Genomic DNA, 19,537 nt, shown 5'->3' with positions numbered 1-19,537 from the left:
ACGTTGAAAAATGGATCGCAAAGGCCCCATTGGCAAACCCAATGGGGCCTTCTGGTCAGCTCTTCTTCTGAGCGAACAGCGCGTCGAGGTGCTGCTCGAACGTGTGATAGTTGATGCGATCGTAGAGCTCCATGCGGGTTTGCATGGTGTCGATCACGTTCTTCTGCGTGCCGTCACGGCGCAGCGCGGTGTAGACATTTTCCGCGGCCTTGTTCATGGCACGGAACGCCGACAGCGGGTAGAGCACCAGGGAGACGTCGACGCTGGCCAGCTCTTCGGTGGTGTAAAGCGGCGTGGCACCGAACTCGGTGATGTTGGCCAGTATTGGCGCCTGCACGCGGTCGGCGAAGGTCTTGTACATCGCCAACTCGGTGATGGCCTCGGGGAAGATCATGTCGGCACCCGCTTCGATGCAGGCCGCGGCACGATCCAGAGCGGAGTTCAGACCTTCCACCGCCAGCGCATCGGTACGCGCCATGATCACGAAGCTGTCGTCGGTGCGCGCGTCCACGGCCGCCTTGATGCGGTCGACCATCTCCTGCTGCGAGACGATTTCCTTGTTTGGACGATGGCCGCAACGCTTGGCACCGACCTGGTCCTCGATGTGGATCGCCGCGGCGCCGAACTTGATCATCGACTTGACGGTACGCGCCACGTTGAACGCGGAGGAGCCGAAGCCGGTGTCGACATCCACCAGCAGCGGCAGATCACAGACATCGGTGATGCGGCGCACGTCGGTCAGCACATCGTCGAGCCCGGTGATGCCAAGATCCGGCAGACCCAGCGAGCCGGCAGCAACGCCGCCGCCGGACAGATAGATGGCCTTGAAGCCGGCACGCTTGGCCAGCAAGGCGTGGTTGGCGTTGATCGCGCCGACGACCTGGAGCGGATGCTCGCTGGCGACGGCGTCACGGAAACGCTGACCGGCAGAAGGAAGAGTCATGCATTACCCCTTTCATGTGGTGTTTGCTCAAGAACGCCCGTGAAGTGACGTTCGACATTGCGCTTGGAAGCGGCGATATGGCGGCGCATCAGCAGCTCCGCCAGCTCGCCATCGCGTTCGGCGATGGCATCGAGAATCCGGTGGTGTTCGGCGAAGGCCTGATGCGGACGGTTCGGCGTGGTGGAGAACTGGATGCGGTACATGCGCACCAGCTGATAGAGCTCGTCGCACAGCAGCTTGGCCAGCGTGCGGTTGCCGCTGCCCTGAATGATCCGGTAATGGAAGTCGAAATCGCCTTCCTGCTGGTAATAGCCGACACCGGCCTGAAACGCCTCATCGCGCTCGTGGGTGCTCAGTACCCGGCGCAGGTCGTCGATTTCCGCCTCAGTCATACGTTCGGCCGCCAGGCGGCAGGCCATGCCTTCCAGGGATTCACGAATCTCGTAGAGCTCGATCAGCTCGGCATGACTGAGCGACACCACCCTCGCGCCAACATGCGGCACGCGGACCAGCAGCTTCTGCCCTTCCAGCCGGTGGATCGCCTCGCGCAACGGCCCGCGGCTGATGCCATAGGTACGCGCCAGCTCCGGCTCGGAGATCTTGCTACCCGGGGCGATCTCGCCTTTGACGATGGCAGCCTGGATCAGACGAAACACATGCTCGGCCAGCGTGCCACTGTCGAGCTGTTGCGCGGATGGGTGAAGCTCAACGGTATCCAGCATGATTGTCGACAATTCAGGTTTCGATGCGGCGAAAGTACGCCTGCATTTCCGACCAGTCAACAGCCCGCCTACGCAGATTGTCGACACCTTTACTAAAGTCGTAAAAGCGGCAACCTGATCGAGATTAGCTTGAGCCAGGGCAGAGCGCCTTGTAGCGCCGTGAAACCAGCATGCTAGAATGCCGGCCTTTCGCGCTCCCGGCGTCTGCCCGCAATGCCTGTCGCCACTCGATCTCTAGTCATCCCTTCCTTAAGACAACAGGTTCCATGAGAGTAAAAGCCCACTTCCTGCTGTTCTGTACATTACTCCTGCCCGCGATCGGCACCGCTGCCGACAATACGATTTACGGTCTGAACGAACACGTTGGAATCCCCGACTTCAATCTGGAAGTGGACGCCAAGCTCGACACCGGCGCCCAAACCGCGTCGCTCAGTGCGCGTGACATCACCCGATTCAAGCGTGAAGGCGAGTCGTGGGTGCGCTTCTACCTTGCCGTCGACAGCGCCCACGCACACCCCATCGAGCGCCCGCTGGCACGCATCAGCAAGATCAAGCGCCGGGCTGGCGACTATGATCCGGAAGAGGAAAAAACCTACACGGCGCGCCCGGTTATCGAACTCGATCTGTGCATGGGCAAGGCCAAACGCACAATCGAAGTGAACCTCACGGACCGTACCGCTTTCCAATACCCACTTTTGATCGGTTCCGACGCGCTCACCCGCTTCGGCGCCCTGGTCGACCCAAGTCGCACCTTTATTGCCGGCAAACCCGGTTGCCTCAACGAATCTGACGCTGACGAGTAATACCCATGCGCGCTCTCACTCTGCATCTGAAAGTCCTGATCTTCATCCTCGTCGCTCTGGGAATTTCGATCACCGCCTACCAGATCTTCATACTGGGCATTCCGGTTACCGAAGACGAAACCGATGACCTGTGGAATATCGACGCCAAGGTCGAGTTCCAGGCCAGCCCACGCGAGCCGGTCAAGCTGCAGATGTACGTGCCGCCACTGAATCAGGAATTCGTCAGCCTCAACGAAAGCTTCATATCCAACAACTACGGCGTCAGCATCAACCGGGCCGACGGCAACCGCCGCGTCACCTGGTCTGCGCGCCGTGCGAGCGGAAACCAGACGCTCTATTACCGCCTCGTGCTCACCAAGCGCTACAGCGGTGAGCAGACCAAGGCCACCGGGCCGATCTTCCGCGACAGTCTTCCGGTGGAAGGCGCCGAGAAGATCGCTGCCGAAGCGCTGCTTTCTCCGATTCGTCAGCATTCCGCTGATGTGGAAACCTTCATCAGCGAAGCCATCAAGCGGGTCAACAATCCCAACGATGACAACGTCAAGCTGCTACTGGGCGGCGATGCATCCATCCCGAACAAGGCACGCGTCATCGAATTGCTGCTGTCCATCGCTCACGTGCCGATGGAGCGCGTGCATACCATTCGCCTGAACGCAGACCAGCCGCAAACCCCGGAACTCTGGCTACGCAGCTTCAACGGCGACAAGTGGCTGTTCTTCAACCCCGGCACCGGCGAGCAAGGCCTGCCGAATGACCGCTTGGTCTGGTGGACCGGTGACGAGCCGCTGATCAATCTGGAAGGCGGACGCAATCCGCAGGTGACCTTCACGCTCAATAACAGCGAAATGAACGCCATCCGCCTGGCCAAGCTGACCGACGAGAACACCGACGCCGACTTCCTCGAGTACTCGCTGTATGGCCTGCCCCTGCAGACCCAGCAGACCTACCAGATCATGATCATGATCCCGATCGGCGTGCTAGTGATCCTGATCCTGCGCAACCTCGGCGGCCTGCAGACTCTCGGCACCTTCACCCCGGTACTGATTGCCCTGGCGTTCCGTGAAACCCAGATCGGCTTCGGCATCATCCTGTTCACGCTGATCACGGCGCTGGGCTTGTCGCTGCGTTCGTACCTGGAACACCTGAAACTGCAGATGCTGCCGCGCCTCTCGGTGGTACTGACGTTCGTCGTGGTGCTGATCGCCGTGATCAGCCTGCTCAGTCACAAGCTCGGCCTGGAGCGCGGCCTGTCGGTCTCCCTGTTCCCGATGGTGATTCTGACCATGACCATCGAGCGCCTGTCGATTACCTGGGAAGAACGTGGCGGCGGCCATGCCTTCAAGGTGGCGGTCGGCACCCTGATCGCCGCGAGCCTGGCCTTCATGCTGATGAACATTCAGGAGTTGACCTACTTCATCTTCACCTTCCCAGCGGTGCTGCTGATCATGGTGGGCTTCATGCTGGCGATGGGTCGCTACCGCGGCTACCGCCTGACCGAGCTGTTCCGCTTCAAAGCCTTTCTGAAGGATTGAGCCATGTTCGGTCTGATCAAGACGTGGAAGGCCCTCGAGGCCAAGGGAATCATGGGCATTAACCGCCGCAACGCGGACTATGTGCTCAAGTACAACAAGCGCAACCTGTATCCGATCGTCGATGACAAGATCATCACCAAGGAGCGCGCCATCGAGGCCGGCATTCATGTGCCGGAGATGTACGGCATCATCGAAACCGAAAAGGACATCGACAAACTCAAGGATATCGTCAAGGATCACACCGATTTCGTCGTCAAGCCGGCCCAGGGCGCCGGCGGCGACGGCATCCTGGTAATCGCCGACCGCTTCGAAGGCCGCTACAAGACCGTCTCGGGCAAGATCATGACCCATGAGGAGATCGAGCATCAGATCTCCAATATCCTCACCGGGCTGTACTCGCTGGGCGGCCATCGTGACCGAGCACTGATCGAATATCGCGTTACGCCCGACCCGATCTTCAAGAGCATCAGCTACGAAGGTGTGCCGGACATTCGCATCATCGTGCTGATGGGCTACCCGGTCATGGCGATGCTGCGCCTGCCAACCCGTCAATCCGGCGGCAAGGCCAACCTGCACCAGGGCGCCATCGGCGTCGGCGTGGATCTGGCCACCGGCATCACCCTGCGCGGTACCTGGCTGAACAACAAGATCACCAAACACCCGGACACCACCAACGCGGTGGACGGCGTGCAGTTGCCAAACTGGGACGGCTTCATGAAGCTCGCCGCCGGCTGTTACGAGCTCTGCGGGCTCGGATATATCGGTGTCGACATGGTGCTCGATCAGGAAAAGGGCCCGCTCATTCTCGAGCTGAACGCGCGCCCTGGCCTGAACATCCAGATCGCCAACGACTGTGGGCTGACGCACCGGGCCCATGCAGTCGAGAACCGCCTGGCGGAACTCAAGGAGAAAGGCATCCAGGAAACGCCGGAGGAACGGGTGAAGTTCTCCCAGGAACTGTTCGGCCACGTCCCGCCCCACGCCTGAATGACGCAAGCCGGGTAGCCCGCGTATCCTCTCGGGCTGCCCCCTCATCGACTCGACCCATGTCCATCTGCACGCTGCATGCCCTGCCCTACCAGGCCGATCCCGCCTATTGGTTCGAGCGTATCCGCCATGCCCCAGGTGCGGTGCTGCTCGATTCAGGCAGGCCGAAGGCCGAGCGTGGGCGCTTCGACATTCTCAGCGCCTGGCCACTGGCTGTGCACGAGCCACGCGACGATGAATCAGGGCGTGATTACTTCCACCGTTTGCGCCAGGCGTTGCGCGGACTTGGCTCCGCCGAGCTGCCCGAGAGCTGTGAGCTGCCGTTTGCCGGAGGCCTGATCGGCCTGTTGAGCTACGACTTCGGTGCCCGCCTCGAGACCCTGCCCCAGCGCGCCCTCGACGACAACGGTCTGCCACTGGCACGTTTCGGCCTTTATGGCTGGGCGCTGATCAGCGATCACCAGAGGCGCACCAGTCAGTTGGTGTTTCACCCAGCAACGACTTCTTCCGAGCAGATGCGACTGATCGCGCTGTTCGATTCAGCCACCACCGCCGAAAGCGCTCCATTCAGGCTGCACAGCCGTTTCGCCGCCGATCTTTCTGTCGACACTTACCGGAACGGCATCGAGAGCATTCAGACCTACATCCAGGCCGGTGACTGCTATCAGGTCAATTTCACTCAGCGTTTTCGTGCCGACTGCTCGGGTGAGCCATGGAGCGCCTATCGCGCGCTGCGAGAAGCTTGTCCAACGCCTTACGCCGGCTTCGTCGCACTGGAAGACGGCGCCATTGCCAGCCTCTCGCCGGAGCGCTTCCTGCGCCTGCAGCAGGGCCACGTGGAAACCCGCCCGATCAAAGGCACCCGTCCACGCGGTGCGGACGAGCGCAGCGACGCCGCACAAGCGCAAGCGCTGCTCGCCAGCGCCAAGGATCGTGCCGAGAACCTGATGATCGTCGACCTGCTGCGCAACGACCTCGGCCGCAGCTGCCGCATCGGCAGCGTGCGCGTTCCGCAGCTGTTCGCACTGGAAAGCTACCCCAACGTGCATCACCTGGTGAGCTGCGTGACCGGCGAATTGGCCGACGGCCACGACGCGTTCGATCTGCTGGCCGGCAGCTTTCCCGGCGGCTCGATCACCGGAGCGCCGAAGATCCGCGCCATGCAGATCATCGACGAGCTGGAACCGACGCGCCGCGCTATCTATTGCGGATCGTTGCTGTACGTGGATGTCAGGGGGGAGATGGACAGTTCGATCGCCATTCGCACACTGCTCATCCGCGACGGTCAAGCCAGTTGCTGGGGCGGTGGCGGCATCGTCGCCGACTCGGACTGGCAGGCGGAGTACCAGGAATCGATCGACAAGGTAAAGGTGCTGCTGCAGACACTGGAGCAGCTGCCAGGTTGAGGCGACCGACTAAACCAGTCGCCCTAGCGTCACGGCCTTACAACGCGAGCTTGCGGTTCGATGCCTTGAGGAACTCCTGCTTCAGCTCGTCGAACGTGTGCACTGCCGGGAACTGCGGAAACTCGGCGATGACGTTGTCCGGCGCATGGAACAGGATGCCAGCATGGGCCTCGCTGAGCATGGTGGTGTCGTTGTAGGAATCGCCCGCGGCAATGACGCGGTAGTAGAGGCTCTTCAGCGCAATGACCGACTGACGCTTGGGGTCCTTCTGACGCAGCTGATAGTCCACGACGCGATCGGTTTCGTCAGTGATCAGGCGGTGACAAAGCAGCGTCGGGAACCCCAACTGGCGCATCAGCGGCTGCGAGAACTCGTAGAAGGTGTCAGACAGGATCACCACCTGGAAGCGCTCGCGCAGCCAGTCGACGAACTCAGGTGCGCCTTCCAGTGGCTTCAGCGTCGCAATCACCTTCTGGATGTCGGCGAGCTTCAGGCCGTGCTCATCGAGGATGCGCAGGCGCTGCTTCATCAACACGTCGTAGTCGGGAATGTCCCGCGTGGTCGCCCGGAGCGATTCGATTCCGGTGGCCTCGGCAAAGGCGATCCAGATTTCCGGAACCAGCACACCTTCCAGGTCGAGACAGGCTATTTCCACGGGGCCACTCCTCAATGCAGAAAATTGAAGGCGGCACTCTAACGGCAGCTCGCCACCGAAGCAACGCAAGGCTTATACCCGAAGCAGCTGATCAGAGTGCCTAAACGTTATTTAGCGGCATAAACGCCTTTTGCTACCATCCGCGGCCTCAGAGCGCCGAAGCGCCAATGCCATCTATAAGGAAGCCGCCCGATGAGCCCCTCTATCGACGTCGCCGCGTTGGCCACAGCCTACGCCGAGAAATCCCCGCAAGACGTTCTAAAGCTCGCCTTCGACCTGTTCGGCGATGATCTGTGGATTTCCTTCAGTGGCGCCGAAGACGTCGTGCTGCTGGACATGGCCTGGAAGCTGAACAAGAACGTCAAGGTGTTCACCCTTGATACCGGGCGACTGCATAGCGAAACCTACCGTTTCATCGAGCAGGTACGCGATCACTACGGCACTGCCATCGAAATCATGACCCCCGATCCGGCATTGCTGCAGCCACTGGTAAACGAGAAAGGCCTGTTCAGTTTCTATCGTGACGGTCACGGCGAATGCTGTGGAATTCGCAAGATCGAGCCATTGCGACGCAAGCTGGCCACCGTCCGCGCCTGGGCTACCGGGCAGCGCCGCGATCAGAGCCCCGGCACACGCAGCCAGGTATCGGTGCTGGAGCTGGATACGGCCTTCTCCACAGCGGATAACGCGCTGTACAAGTTCAACCCGTTGGCGCAGATGACCAGCGAGGAAGTCTGGGGCTACATCCGCATGCTGGAAATCCCCTACAACAGCCTGCACGAGCGCGGTTTCATCAGCATCGGCTGCGAGCCCTGCACCCGCCCGGTACTGCCCAATCAGCACGAGCGCGAAGGACGCTGGTGGTGGGAGGAAGCCACTCACAAGGAATGCGGGCTGCATGCCGGCAATCTGATCGCCAAGAACTGAAACTCAGCCAGGGCCGGCAGCGAAGCAACGATAAAAGGACAGCAGGCTGGGCTCCCGGCGTGCTCGGCATGGCTCAGTAAGTCGGCAGTTCCATGCCGTCGAACAGCTCATCCAGTTCCGCCTTGTTACGGCACTGGATCGCCTTCTCCAGCATGTCCCTATCCAGGTGCGGGGCAAACTGCTGGATGAAGTCGCACATGAAGCCGCGCAAGAAGGTGCCGCGGCGGAAGCCGATCTTGGTCACACTGGATTCGAACAGCTCGCTGGCATCCAGTACAACCAGATCGGAGTCGAGCTTGGAATCCACAGCCATTCGCGCAACGATCCCGACACCCAGCCCAAGCCGCACATAGGTCTTGATCACGTCGGCATCGGCGGCGGTGAAGACCACTTTCGGCACGAGACCGCGATGCCCGAACGCCTCGTCGAGCTTGGAACGGCCGGTGAATCCGAATACGTAGGTCACGATCGGATGCTCGGCGAGTGCTTCGAGCGTGAGCTTTTCGAGCTTTGCCAGCGGATGACCCTGAGGCACGATCACACAACGGTTCCAGCGATAGCAGGGCATCATCACCAGATCACCGAACAACTCCAGCCCTTCGGTGGCAATGGCGAAGTCGACGGTGCCGTCGGCGGCCATTTCGGCGATCTGCATCGGCGTACCCTGGTGCATGTGCAAGGAAACGTCAGGGTATTGCTTGATAAAGCTGCTAATAACCTGGGGCAACGCGTAGCGCGCCTGGGTATGGGTGGTGGCGATGCTCAGGGTTCCCTTCTTTTCGTTGGAGAACTCCTGAGCGATCTGCTTGATGCTCTCGCATTTGCGCAGGATCTCGCCTGCCGTCGTGATGATGCGCTCCCCCGCTGGCGTGACACGGGTCAGATGCTTGCCGCTGCGGGCGAACACCTCGACGCCGAGCTCGTCTTCCAGCAGTCGGATCTGCTTGCTGATCCCGGGTTGCGAGGTGAACAGACTCTGCGCCGTTGCCGAAACGTTGAGGTCATGGTGCGCCACTTCCCAGATGTAACGCAGTTGTTGAAGCTTCATAGAAATCCCTCAAGGCAAAGGCACCACTGCGCCTGCCGCAACACTTATAACCTTATGAACGACGCGCCAACGGATGATAGATGTTCCGCCTGGCGTTTGCTGTGCGACCTTTGGTCTGACTCGCCGCGACTGCCGTTGAGCTTAGCAGCGCGGCGAAAACCGGGCCTGGCGTTTGCTCAGCCACCAGTGCGCTGCTCCAGAAAACGCAACAGGTGATACAACATCTCTGTTCTGGGCATCGAAACGCCAGTCTGCGCTGCGGCAGCGAGCGGTGCCGCATAGATCGCTTCAAGCTCCATCGGCCGGTTCTGAAAACGATCGTGATACATGCTGGGCAGGTAATCGGGCATACGCGCAGTGCCCATCAGCAGCTTTTCCGGAAAGTCCTCCGGCAGCGAACAGCCCAGCGCGTGCGCCGCCGTGCAGACCTCTTGCATGATCGCCTTGACCTGCGCGCGCGAGTGATCGCTACTGAGCAGTGACTCGGTGCCCGCGTCGAGCAACGCCGACAGCCCGTTGAACGGGACATTCCACACCAGCTTCATCCAGCGCGCCTGTGCCAGGCTGGGCATCGGCGACGAGTCCACGCCTGCCTGACGGAGCATCTCGACCATCGCGTTCAGCAGCGCAAGTTGAGCCTGCTCGTCGCCGCTGGCAGGTCCCGAGTGGTAACCGAGATTCACCCCGCCCAGTGCCTGATGCTCCACCACGCCGGGCGCCGAGCGATGGGCACAGATCGCACACAAGCCACCGAGCAGATGTACGGTGTCAGGGAGGAATGGCCTGATGGCATCTTCCACCCCCAAACCGTTCTGCAGTACAACGACCTTACAACCAGGAGCGGCTAGCTGTGCGATGATCGGCGCGAGTGCTTCGTTGCTGGTGCTTTTGGCACCGACCAGCAACCAGTCGCACGCCGGCATCTGCGCTGCATCGCGGTAGACCTGCGGCCGCTCCAACTGCAGCGTTCCATGAACGGCACTGTTTACCTGTAGCCCGCGCTCGCACACCGCGGCGTATTCGCTACGCAAAAGAAAGTGCACATCGTAGCCGGCACGCGCCAGCATCAACCCGTAAAAACCGCCGATGGCACCAGTGCCGATGATGCCGATACGTGGACTCACTGCAGACATAAGCACTCCAGATCAGGGGACCGGCTGCGCTCGCCGCGCCAACCGGTAAAAGGTCGAACGATAGCAGTCCGGCACGCAACGTCCCAGTGACTGGCGTGGCAGCGTGATGGGTGCACTGGGGGCAAGCCTCAATAGGCCATCAATCTCGTTGTCGAGTGCGGCCTTTAGCGATAAGGTTCCGTTTCCCCGCTGCGCCCTCAGGCTGTGTTCCGCCGCACCGGGATCGCTGGCGGACGGCTCCCGTGATTCCTGACGAGTAACAAATGGCTGATTTACCAATCGACGACCTTAACGTTGCCTCCAACGTGACCCTCATCACGCCAGAGCAACTGAAGCGTGAAATTCCGCTGACCGCCTCGGCACTGCAGACCGTCTCCCACGGGCGCCAGGTGGTACGCGACATTCTCGACGGCAAGGATCACCGCCTGTTCATAGTGATCGGCCCTTGCTCCATTCACGATCTGAAGGCCGCCCACGAGTACGCCGAGCGTCTCAAGGTGCTGGCAGAAAAGGTGTCCGACAGCCTCTTCCTCGTCATGCGGGTGTATTTCGAGAAGCCACGCACCACCGTCGGCTGGAAAGGCCTGATCAACGATCCGTATATGGACGACTCCTTCAAGATCCAGGACGGCCTGCACATCGGCCGCAAGCTGCTGCTCGATCTCGCCGAGATGGGCCTGCCCACCGCGACCGAAGCGCTCGATCCGATTTCGCCGCAATACCTGCAGGACCTGATCAGCTGGTCAGCGATTGGCGCACGCACCACCGAATCCCAGACACACCGCGAGATGGCCTCGGGCCTGTCCTCCGCTGTCGGCTTCAAGAACGGCACCGACGGCAGCCTGACCGTGGCAATCAACGCCCTGCAGTCGGTTTCCAGCCCGCACCGCTTCCTCGGCATCAACCAGTCCGGCGGCGTCTCCATCGTCACCACCAAGGGCAACAACTACGGGCATGTGGTCCTGCGCGGTGGCAACGGCAAGCCCAACTACGACTCGGTCAGCGTCGCGCTGTGCGAGCAGGATCTGAAGAAGGCGGGCATCCGCCCCAATGTGATGATCGACTGCAGCCACGCGAACTCCAACAAGGACCCTGCCCTGCAGCCGCTGGTAATGGACAACGTCGCCAATCAGATTCTGGAAGGCAACAACTCCATCGTTGGCCTGATGGTGGAAAGCCACCTTGGCTGGGGTAACCAGTCCATTCCGAAGGATCTGAGTGATCTCAAGTACGGCGTATCGATCACCGATGCCTGTATCGACTGGGAAACCACCGAGAAGGCGGTGATGAGCATGCACGACAAGCTAAAGGACGTACTGCCAAGACGGCAGCGCGACTGAAACGAAAAACGCCGGTCTCCCGGCGTTTTTTTATGGGGTCGGTTCCACCCTGCCCGAGGTCGGTCGATTGCGCTCGATGTAACGTTCGACATAGGAACACGACGGAATCACCTGGTACCCCTCGCGCTCGGCATATTCGAGCGCGTGCTGCGTCAGCACAGCAGCGATGCCTCGCCCACGCAGCGCATCCGGAACGAAGGTCCGGTACATGTCCAGCGTCTGCTTGCCCAAATCCATATAGGCCAGATAGGCACAATGACCGTCGATCACGGCCTCGAAGCGATGCCCCGCCAGGTCATGGTGAACACGCACCGTATCGCTCATTTTGACTCCTCAGCAGGATTGCCCTGTCTTCTTGTTCTCGATCACGCTGCGGTCCATGACGCAGAACTGGCAGCCGAAACATACACAGGTGTCTTTTCTACCTGTTTCGCATCCGTTCGAACAGCCTCAGCTGATCAATATTTGTGCGCGGCATTGAAGGAACTTTCGATCAAACAGAAGATCAGGCAACTATGAGTGCATGTATTCCCGGCGAACACTGGGTGTTTTTTATCCAACTTTCGCAAAGGGGTGGTAAAGCAAAAGGCCATTTGAAAAAAAACCTGTGGCTCCGAGGCTCGCTCCGTTTACTTAAGCTAAGTTCTAGGTAGTATGTGCGCGCAAACTTTCCATAACGGAAGTTGCTTATGGATTTCCACCTTAAGGGGAACAAGATGAACAACGTTCTGAAATTCTCTGCTCTGGCTCTGGCCGCAGTTCTGGCTACCGGTTGCAGCAACAGCATGACCAAAGAAAGCGAAGCTCGCCTGACCGCGACCGAGGACGCCGCTGCCCGCGCCCAGGCTCGCGCTGACGAAGCGTACAGCAAGGCCGACGAAGCTCTGGCCGCCGCTCAGAAGGCTCAGCAGACCGCTGACGAAGCCAACGAGCGTGCTCTGCGTATGCTGGAACGCGCCAGCCGCAAGTAAGCTTGTAGAAATAAAAAAAGCCGACCTTCGAGGTCGGCTTTTTTTATGCGCGCAGATCAGTAGTCAAAACAACTGGTCTTCCTGTACGGCCACTTCCGTACGTTGTTCGGCAATCTGGACCGGCAGGCCGTCCTCGCCTGCGATGATCTCCCGCACCATTTCCCAGTCGAGATGCAGCTTGCCTGCAGCATCGTCACGCTTGAGTAGCGTATTGATCACGACTGCATGCTTATCCATCAGGGTAAGCGTTTGCTGATCACCCTCTTCCAGCGGCGCATGGGCCTCGAGATAAACCTTGCCTTCGCTCACGCCGAATTTGTAGGGCTCATCGACGATGCGGACCGGCGTCCCCACCTTCACCATCTTCGCCAGCTCCAGCACATTGTGGTTGAGCATGCGGAAGCAACCGTGACTGACGCGCATGCCAATACCGAACTTCTTGTTCGAGCCATGAATAAGGTAGCCAGGCAGTGCCAGACTCATCTTGTACGGCCCCAGCGGGTTATCCGGCCCCGGCGGCACCACCTTCGGCAGCGGGTCGCCATCAGCGGCGTGCTCGTCACGGATGGACTGCGGAGGGTACCAGGCGGGGTTGCTGGTCATTGCCGAAATCCGCGTATTACCTACCGGCGATCCCCAACCCTCGCGCCCGATACCGAGGGGGAAGGTATGCACGACATTCTTTCCTTCCGGGAAGTAATAAAGGCGGTACTCGGCAATGTTGATCACCACGCCTTCACGCGGGCCCGGCGGCAGAATGAAACGGGTCGGCAGAATGATGTCCGTGCCCTCGCCTGGCAGCCAGGGATCGACGCCCGGGTTTGCCGCTACCAGCTCCAGATAGCCAAGGTCATGGGTTTCACCGATGGCCGCGAAGGTGTCTTCGTACTTGGCCTTGATCACCTGGATCTGGCCGACGATGTCGTCGCCTTCGGGCGGCAGCGGCAGCTCGAGCGCCGCGCTGGTGCCTGCTGAAAGCAAAGCAGCGAGTGACAAACAGGAGGCGACTGCAAACGCGCGCGAGAGCATTCAGAAAATCCTTGAGAACTTGGTGTGATGGAATGGTGCGATTGTACGTGAACCGGGCTAAACGTGAGCTACCAGGCAGCGGTGGCAGACGGAAGGCCCTTGCGTCGCGCCTCAAGCAACTGCCTGCAGTTCGGGCATAGCTGTCGGTCCTTCAGCGTGGCGCGCTCGAGCTCCCTCCAGCGAGGCTGCGCAGGCAGCAGACCGCCACAGAGGGTACGGTCCGCATTGCCGCTCAGCTCAAGCTGACGCAACGCTAGGTGCAGTCGATTCTCGCGGCAGGCGAACATGTCGTACTGTTCGTCCGGCACGATTATTCGATAAGCGTAAAGGGTCCTGGCTGAGCGCGACATCTGAGGCTCCAATCGAGGGCGCGACAGTAGCTGCGCGCACGCCTCAAAGCAAGGGTTCGAGCACCGGCCAGACAGTATCCAGCAGCTGGGTCTGGGCCTCTGCGGTCGGGTGAATGCCATCGGCTTGCATCATCCCAGCGACGCCACCAACACCCTCCAGCAGAAACGGCACATAGGCCACTGGCTTCTCCGCTGCCAGCGAGTCGAACGCCTCGGCAAACGCGCGGGTGTAACGCTGCCCGAGATTGGGTGGCATGCGCATTCCAAGCAACAGGACTTCAGCACCCGCCTCGCGGCTGCGATCGATCATCTCGGCAAGATTCTGTTTCAATTGCGCTGGCGACTGCCCACGCAGACCATCGTTGCCTCCCAGCTCGAGAATCACCACTTCGGGTGCATGCTCCTCGAGCAGCGGATCAAGCCGCGCGAGCCCACCAGCCGTGGTGTCGCCACTGATCGAGGCGTTCACCACACGCCACGAATCATCCGCCTCGACCAGGCGTTCCTGCAGCAGATGCACCCAGCCCTGGCTGGTATCCAGCCCGAAAGCCGCGCTGATACTATCGCCGACCACCAGTACGGTTCCGGCCAGGGCTCCCTGAGTCCAGCACAGCAACGCCAGAGCCCCGCATTTCAGCCACCTTCGCATCGGATCCCCTCATGAGCGGCAATATTCTCGACGCCCGGAACCTTAACAAAGTGGTACCCAGCGCGGAAGGCGAGCTGAGCATCCTGGCCGACCTCTCGCTGCAGCTGGCAAAAGGTGACAGCCTCGCCATTGTCGGCACTTCCGGCTCCGGCAAGTCGACCCTGCTCGGCCTGCTCGCCGGGCTGGATCTGCCGAGCTCCGGGGAAGTGCACCTGGCGGGCCACGCGCTGGCCGCGCTTGATGAAGATCAGCGTGCGCGCGTACGCGCAGAACACGTCGGCTTCGTCTTCCAGTCGTTCCAGTTGCTGGATAGCCTGAACGCGCTGGAGAACGTCATGCTGCCCCTTGAGCTGGATGGCCGCCGCGATGCCCGCGAGCGCGCCACCGAACTGCTTGGCCGCGTAGGCCTCGGCGAGCGTCTGTACCACTATCCGCGTCAGCTTTCGGGTGGCGAGCAGCAGCGGGTTGCACTGGCCCGCGCTTTCGCTGCCGAACCGGACGTGTTATTTGCCGATGAGCCCACCGGCAACCTCGATACCCATACCGGCGCGCACATTACCGAGCTGCTTTTCGAACTCAATCGCGAGCGTGGCACCACGCTCGTGCTTGTAACCCACGACGAACGCCTGGCCAAACGCTGCCACCGCATGATTCGCCTCGAGGGCGGTCGGCAGATCGCTGCCAAGGCGGCCGAATGATGCACATGCCCAAGGCCCGTCTGTTCGCCCTGGCCTACCGGCAGTTGTTGCGTGACGCTCGCGCCGGTGAGCTGCGCGTGCTGTTCTTCGCGCTGGTCATCGCCGTGGCCGCCAGTACCGCGATCGGCTATTTCGGCGCACGCCTGAACGGCGCCATGCTGCTGCGCGCCAGCGAATTCCTCGGCGCTGACCTGGTGTTGAACGGCAGCGCGCCGGCCGCGCCAGCGCAGATCGAAGCGGGCACGGCGCAAGGTCTCGCGCATGCCCAGGTCGTCGAGTTCTCCAGCGTCATCGCGACCGAAGAGGATTTGCAGCTTGCCAGCGTCAAGGCCGCCGGCAACGGTTATCCGTTGCGCGGCACCCTGCGCAGCGCTGCGCAGCCCTATGAAGCCGAGGAGCCCGGCGGCTCGCCTGCACCCGGCGAAGCCTGGGCCGAGGCGCGGCTGTTTGCAGCACTCGACCTGGAGATCGGCGACAGCATCGAGGTCGGCAACAAGCCGCTGCGCCTGACCCGCGTGCTGACCTACGAGCCGGACCGGGTTGGCGACTTCTACAGCCTGACGCCTCGGGTGCTGATGCACCTGGACGACCTGGCCGCGACCGGTGTCGTGCAACCCGGCAGCCGCGTCCGTTATCGCGAGCTGTGGCGAGGTGAAAGCGCGGCATTGGCGGCCTATCAGCAGTCACTGCAAAGCGATCTGCAGGCGCACCAACGCATCGAAACGGCCAACGACAGCAATCGCCAGATCGGCGGTGCCCTTGGTCGCGCCGAACGCTATCTGAACCTGGCCAGCCTTGCCGCCATCCTGCTGGCCGGGGTGGCGGTCGCGCTCTCCGCCGCCCGCTTCGCTGCGCGGCGCTTCGATGCCAGTGCACTGTTGCGCTGCCTGGGCCTGTCGCGTCACGACGCCCTGCTGCTCTACACCCTGCAACTGGGCATGCTCGGCCTGCTGGCGAGCATCGCCGGTGCGCTGCTCGGCTGGGCCGCGCAGCACGGACTGTTCTTTTTGCTGCGCGATCTGCTCGCCCAGGAAATACCACCTGGCGGCATCTGGCCGGCCGCGGCAGGCATCGCAACCGGGCTGGTGGCCCTGGCAGGCTTTGCCCTACCGCCGCTGGCGGGGCTGGGGCGCGTGCCTCCGCTGCGCGTGCTGCGCCGCGACATGCTGCCGGTACCACCTAGTGCGTGGCTGGTCTATGGGACCGCGATTTTCGCCCTCGGGCTGATCATGTGGCGGCTGAGCCTGGATCTGAAGATCACGCTGGCACTGCTTGGCGGCGGCCTGCTCGCCACGCTGCTGCTTGGCGGTGTGCTTCTTATGGGGCTCAAGGCCATGCGCCGCCTGCTTGCCGGTGCCTCGCTGAGCTGGCGCCTGGGCCTCGGCCAGTTGCTGCGCCATCCACTGGCTGCCGCCGGACAGGCCCTTGCCTTCGGCCTGATCCTGCTGGCCATGGCGCTTATCGCGCTGCTGCGAGGTGAGCTGCTCGATACCTGGCAGGACCAGCTGCCGGACAACGCACCGAATCATTTCGTGCTCAATGTTCTGCCGGCGGAAAAGGATGCCTTTGCCGAGCGCATCGCAGCCATCTCGGACCATGCCGCGCCACTGTATCCGGTCGTGCCAGGACGCCTGATCGCAATCAACGGCGAGCCGGTGCGCCAGCTGGTCAGCAAGGAATCCCAGGGTGAGCGCGCGATCCGCCGCGACCTGAGCCTGACCTGGGCCGCCGAACTACCGAAGGACAATCACATCGTCGCGGGCACCTGGTGGGGCAATCAGGGCGACGCTGACATTCCCGGGGTATCCGTCGAGGCGGAACTTGCGCAAAGCCTGCAATTGAAGGTCGGTGATCGACTGTCCTTCACCATAGGCGGGCTGACCCGCGAGGCCAGCGTCACCAGCCTGCGCGAGGTCAACTGGGACAGCTTCCAGCCCAACTTCTACATGATCTTCGAACCGGACACTCTCCAGGGCATGCCGGCCACCTACATGACCAGCTTCCACCTGCCGCCTGGCAAGGAACGCGAACTGGTTGAGCTGGCCCGCGCGTTTCCTTCAGTCACCCTGCTGCAGGTCGAGGCGCTGCTGGCTCAATTGCGCAGCATCCTTGCGCAGGTATCACTGGCCGTGGAATACGTACTGCTGTTCGTCCTGGCCGCCGGCCTGGCGGTTCTGTTCGCCGGGCTGCAAGCGACGCTGGACGAGCGCATTCGTCAGGGCGCGTTGCTCAGGGCGCTCGGTGCAGAGCGGGGCTTGCTGCTTCGTGCGCGCCGAGCCGAGTTCGGCCTGTTGGGCGCCGCCAGCGGCCTGCTCGCCGCGCTCGGCTGCGAGCTGGTCAGCGCCCTGCTCTATCACTACGCATTCGATCTGCGCTGGCAGCCGCACCCATGGCTGCTGGTACTGCCGTTGATAGGTGCTTTGCTGGTCGGTGGCGCGGGTCTGATCGGTACTCGACGCGCGCTGAATGCGAGCCCGCTGACCGTACTGCGCGAGAGTTGAAGCGCTACAATCGGCGACTTTTCAGCGAGGACGCAAATCCATGAGTCGCTATCGCCCACCGCGCCCGGCCGGCACGCCCCTGATCACCCCAGAAGGCGAGGCTCGGCTGCGTGCCGAGCTGCACGAACTCTGGCACGTCAAGCGCCCGCAGGTGACCCAATCGGTGAGCGAAGCGGCGGCGCAGGGTGATCGTTCGGAGAATGCTGAATACACCTACGGCAAGAAGATGCTGCGAGAGATCGACAGCCGCGTGCGATTTCTGACCAAGCGTCTGGAAAAGCTCAAGGTCGTAGGCGACCGGCCCAGCGACCCGAACAAGGTGTATTTCGGCGCATGGGTGACCCTGGAGGACGAGGATGGTGAGGAGTCGCGCTATCGGATCGTCGGTCCTGACGAACTGGACCTGCGCCAGGGTCTGATCAGCATCGATTCGCCCCTGGCGCGGGCGTTGGTGGGCAAAAGCCTGGATGCCGAAGTCCAGGTGCAAACCCCGACCGGGATAAAGCGCTGGTACGTGGTCGCTGTCGAGTATCAGTGACCGGTAGGTCAATATCAGACGAACTGGTCATGATCTTCGGCGATTGTGCTGACTTCTCAAAGCGATTGGCGGCTAAAAAGAAATATCATCACTTTCTTACCCAGGCGCCGTTTCGCTCGGTAACAACCGCCGCACGCCGCACAGATATCACCGCAATATCACCTCCCGTCGTAATTGCCCGACTAGAGCGGACGCGCCCCCGCTCGGCACTTATGGCACGAATGCTGCGCTCCTCAGCGCGCAGTACGCGCCATGCGCGGTGAACGGCAATGGACTGCCCACAGCCCGATTCACATTCGAAGAGTGCGTCCATGAACAAGAACAAAACCTTGCTCGCTCTCTGTCTCGGTAGCGCCATGGCGCTTGCCGGTCAGGCTCATGCTGCTACTGGCAGCGGCTACACCGCTACGAAGTACCCGATCGTGCTCGCCCACGGCATGCTCGGCTTCGACAGCCTGCTGGGCATCGATTACTGGTACGGCATCCCCAGCGCGCTGCGCCGCGACGGTGCGCAGGTCTACGTCACCGAAGTCAGTCAGCTCAATACGTCCGAATTGCGCGGTGAGGAACTGCTTGCGCAGGTGGAGGAAATCGTCGCCATCAGCGGCAAGCCAAAGGTCAATCTGGTTGGCCACAGCCACGGCGGCCCAACCGTGCGCTATGTAGCCGGTGTCCGGCCGGACCTGATCGCCTCGGTAACCAGCGTGGGCGCACCTCACAAGGGTTCGGACGTCGCCGATCTGATCCGCAAGATCCCCGAGGGCTCCTCTGGCGAGGCGATCATCGCCGGACTGGTGAACGCCATGGGCAGCTTCATCAATTTCGTTTCCGGCAGCTCAAGCACGGCCCCGCAGGACTCTCTCGGCTCGCTGGAGTCACTCAACAGCGAAGGCGCCGCCCGCTTCAACGCCAAATTCCCGCAAGGCATTCCCACCACCGCTTGCGGCGAGGGCGCCTACAGGGTCAATGGCGTGCGCTACTACTCCTGGAGTGGCACCAGCCCGCTGACCAACCCACTGGATATCAGCGACGCCATGATGGGTGCCGGAGCCCTGGCATTCAGCGGGCCCAACGATGGACTGGTCGGGCGCTGCAGCTCGCACCTGGGCATGGTGATCCGCGATAACTACCGGATGAACCACCTGGACGAGGTCAATCAGTTCATGGGGCTGACCAGCCTGTTCGAGACCGATCCGGTCAGTGTCTATCGCCAACACGCGAACCGCCTGAAGAACGCGGGCCTTTGACGCGCGACTCTTCGTGAACCAGGCCGGGATCGTCGATCCCGGCCGCTATCACCGAGCA

The 19,537-nt window shown here is 61.6% G+C and carries 20 protein-coding genes; 11 read left to right on the top strand and 9 right to left on the bottom strand.

Features of this window, described 5'->3' with window-relative positions:
* Positions 1–55 precede the first annotated feature (55 nt).
* On the bottom strand, positions 56–943 hold the full coding sequence (gene prpB / locus IEG05_RS09940; protein ID WP_014820318.1) for a methylisocitrate lyase: 888 nt from the start codon (positions 941–943) through the stop codon (positions 56–58).
* Complete coding sequence (locus tag IEG05_RS09935; protein ID WP_014820319.1) at positions 940–1,665, bottom strand: GntR family transcriptional regulator; 726 nt, start codon at positions 1,663–1,665, stop codon at positions 940–942. The genes prpB and IEG05_RS09935 overlap by 4 nt, the downstream gene beginning before the upstream one ends.
* A 266-nt stretch (positions 1,666–1,931) precedes the next feature.
* Between IEG05_RS09935 and rloA the strand changes: the two genes are divergently transcribed.
* The 4 genes from rloA to pabB are packed head-to-tail and all read left to right on the top strand — an operon-like array spanning position 1,932 to position 6,393.
* The gene (gene rloA / locus IEG05_RS09930) at positions 1,932–2,468 is read left to right on the top strand and encodes a retropepsin-like aspartic peptidase RloA (protein ID WP_023444336.1); all 537 of its coding nucleotides are present in this window, start codon (positions 1,932–1,934) and stop codon (positions 2,466–2,468) included.
* A 5-nt stretch (positions 2,469–2,473) separates the two neighbouring features.
* The gene (rloB, locus tag IEG05_RS09925) at positions 2,474–4,000 is read left to right on the top strand and encodes an osmotic stress tolerance membrane protein RloB (protein ID WP_014820321.1); all 1,527 of its coding nucleotides are present in this window, start codon (positions 2,474–2,476) and stop codon (positions 3,998–4,000) included.
* A gap of 3 nt (positions 4,001–4,003) precedes the next feature.
* Positions 4,004–4,987 (top strand): alpha-L-glutamate ligase-like protein, encoded by a 984-nt coding sequence (locus IEG05_RS09920; protein WP_014820322.1) that lies wholly within the window; start codon positions 4,004–4,006, stop codon positions 4,985–4,987.
* Between the two features lie 59 nt (positions 4,988–5,046).
* A complete protein-coding gene (pabB, locus tag IEG05_RS09915; protein WP_046619391.1) occupies positions 5,047–6,393 on the top strand; it encodes an aminodeoxychorismate synthase component I in 1,347 nt (448 codons plus the stop codon).
* Between the two features lie 37 nt (positions 6,394–6,430).
* Here the strand turns inward: pabB and thrH are convergent, their stop codons facing one another.
* Positions 6,431–7,048: a bifunctional phosphoserine phosphatase/homoserine phosphotransferase ThrH gene (gene thrH / locus IEG05_RS09910; RefSeq protein ID WP_003284573.1), complete on the bottom strand. Its 618-nt coding sequence runs from the start codon at positions 7,046–7,048 to the stop codon at positions 6,431–6,433.
* Positions 7,049–7,240: 192 nt separating this feature from the next.
* Here thrH and IEG05_RS09905 point away from each other — a divergent pair, with 192 nt between their 5' ends.
* The gene (locus IEG05_RS09905; RefSeq protein WP_046619394.1) at positions 7,241–7,975 is read left to right on the top strand and encodes a phosphoadenylyl-sulfate reductase; all 735 of its coding nucleotides are present in this window, start codon (positions 7,241–7,243) and stop codon (positions 7,973–7,975) included.
* A gap of 73 nt (positions 7,976–8,048) precedes the next feature.
* Here IEG05_RS09905 and cysB read toward each other — a convergent pair whose 3' ends face one another.
* Together cysB and IEG05_RS09895 are read right to left on the bottom strand one after the other, a co-directional pair.
* Positions 8,049–9,023, bottom strand: coding sequence for an HTH-type transcriptional regulator CysB (gene cysB / locus IEG05_RS09900; RefSeq protein ID WP_046619395.1), 975 nt, complete (start codon positions 9,021–9,023; stop codon positions 8,049–8,051).
* A gap of 176 nt (positions 9,024–9,199) precedes the next feature.
* Positions 9,200–10,156 carry a putative 2-dehydropantoate 2-reductase gene (locus IEG05_RS09895; protein WP_046619396.1) on the bottom strand — a complete coding sequence of 319 codons (957 nt, stop codon included), beginning with the start codon at positions 10,154–10,156 and terminating at the stop codon, positions 9,200–9,202.
* Between the two features lie 263 nt (positions 10,157–10,419).
* On the opposite strand from IEG05_RS09895, the gene IEG05_RS09890 reads away from it, so the two are divergent.
* Positions 10,420–11,496 (top strand): 3-deoxy-7-phosphoheptulonate synthase, encoded by a 1,077-nt coding sequence (locus IEG05_RS09890; RefSeq protein ID WP_014820326.1) that lies wholly within the window; start codon positions 10,420–10,422, stop codon positions 11,494–11,496.
* A gap of 30 nt (positions 11,497–11,526) precedes the next feature.
* Here IEG05_RS09890 and IEG05_RS09885 read toward each other — a convergent pair whose 3' ends face one another.
* Positions 11,527–11,820 (bottom strand): GNAT family N-acetyltransferase, encoded by a 294-nt coding sequence (locus IEG05_RS09885; RefSeq protein WP_046619398.1) that lies wholly within the window; start codon positions 11,818–11,820, stop codon positions 11,527–11,529.
* A 392-nt stretch (positions 11,821–12,212) separates the two neighbouring features.
* On the opposite strand from IEG05_RS09885, the gene IEG05_RS09880 reads away from it, so the two are divergent.
* Positions 12,213–12,467 (top strand): Lpp/OprI family alanine-zipper lipoprotein, encoded by a 255-nt coding sequence (locus IEG05_RS09880; protein WP_003294452.1) that lies wholly within the window; start codon positions 12,213–12,215, stop codon positions 12,465–12,467.
* A 63-nt stretch (positions 12,468–12,530) separates the two neighbouring features.
* Here the strand turns inward: IEG05_RS09880 and IEG05_RS09875 are convergent, their stop codons facing one another.
* The 3 genes from IEG05_RS09875 to IEG05_RS09865 all read right to left on the bottom strand — a co-directional run bounded on the left by IEG05_RS09875 (position 12,531) and on the right by IEG05_RS09865 (position 14,495).
* Positions 12,531–13,496, bottom strand: a complete 966-nt coding sequence (locus IEG05_RS09875) for a L,D-transpeptidase family protein (protein WP_046619399.1) — start codon at positions 13,494–13,496, stop codon at positions 12,531–12,533.
* Between the two features lie 68 nt (positions 13,497–13,564).
* The gene (locus tag IEG05_RS09870; RefSeq protein WP_041013972.1) at positions 13,565–13,846 is read right to left on the bottom strand and encodes a hypothetical protein; all 282 of its coding nucleotides are present in this window, start codon (positions 13,844–13,846) and stop codon (positions 13,565–13,567) included.
* Positions 13,847–13,889: 43 nt separating this feature from the next.
* Positions 13,890–14,495: an arylesterase gene (locus IEG05_RS09865; protein WP_046619400.1), complete on the bottom strand. Its 606-nt coding sequence runs from the start codon at positions 14,493–14,495 to the stop codon at positions 13,890–13,892.
* An 11-nt stretch (positions 14,496–14,506) separates the two neighbouring features.
* Here IEG05_RS09865 and IEG05_RS09860 point away from each other — a divergent pair, with 11 nt between their 5' ends.
* The 4 genes from IEG05_RS09860 to IEG05_RS09845 all read left to right on the top strand — a co-directional run bounded on the left by IEG05_RS09860 (position 14,507) and on the right by IEG05_RS09845 (position 19,479).
* Positions 14,507–15,193: an ABC transporter ATP-binding protein gene (locus tag IEG05_RS09860; RefSeq protein ID WP_046619401.1), complete on the top strand. Its 687-nt coding sequence runs from the start codon at positions 14,507–14,509 to the stop codon at positions 15,191–15,193.
* Entirely contained in the window at positions 15,193–17,694 is a 2,502-nt protein-coding gene (locus IEG05_RS09855; RefSeq protein WP_152664403.1) for an ABC transporter permease, read from the top strand. Before IEG05_RS09860 ends, IEG05_RS09855 begins: the two co-directional genes overlap by 1 nt.
* A gap of 40 nt (positions 17,695–17,734) precedes the next feature.
* Complete coding sequence (gene greB, locus IEG05_RS09850; RefSeq protein ID WP_046619403.1) at positions 17,735–18,232, top strand: transcription elongation factor GreB; 498 nt, start codon at positions 17,735–17,737, stop codon at positions 18,230–18,232.
* 311 nt (positions 18,233–18,543) lie between these two features.
* Positions 18,544–19,479: a triacylglycerol lipase gene (locus IEG05_RS09845; RefSeq protein WP_046619405.1), complete on the top strand. Its 936-nt coding sequence runs from the start codon at positions 18,544–18,546 to the stop codon at positions 19,477–19,479.
* The last annotated feature ends 58 nt before the right edge of the window (positions 19,480–19,537 follow it).

Origin of the sequence: Stutzerimonas kunmingensis, from assembly GCF_014764705.1 — a bacterium.
Lineage (GTDB): Bacteria > Pseudomonadota > Gammaproteobacteria > Pseudomonadales > Pseudomonadaceae > Stutzerimonas.
The sequence above is the reverse complement of the archived record's forward strand: the minus strand, read 5'-3'. Positions and strand labels throughout refer to the sequence as shown.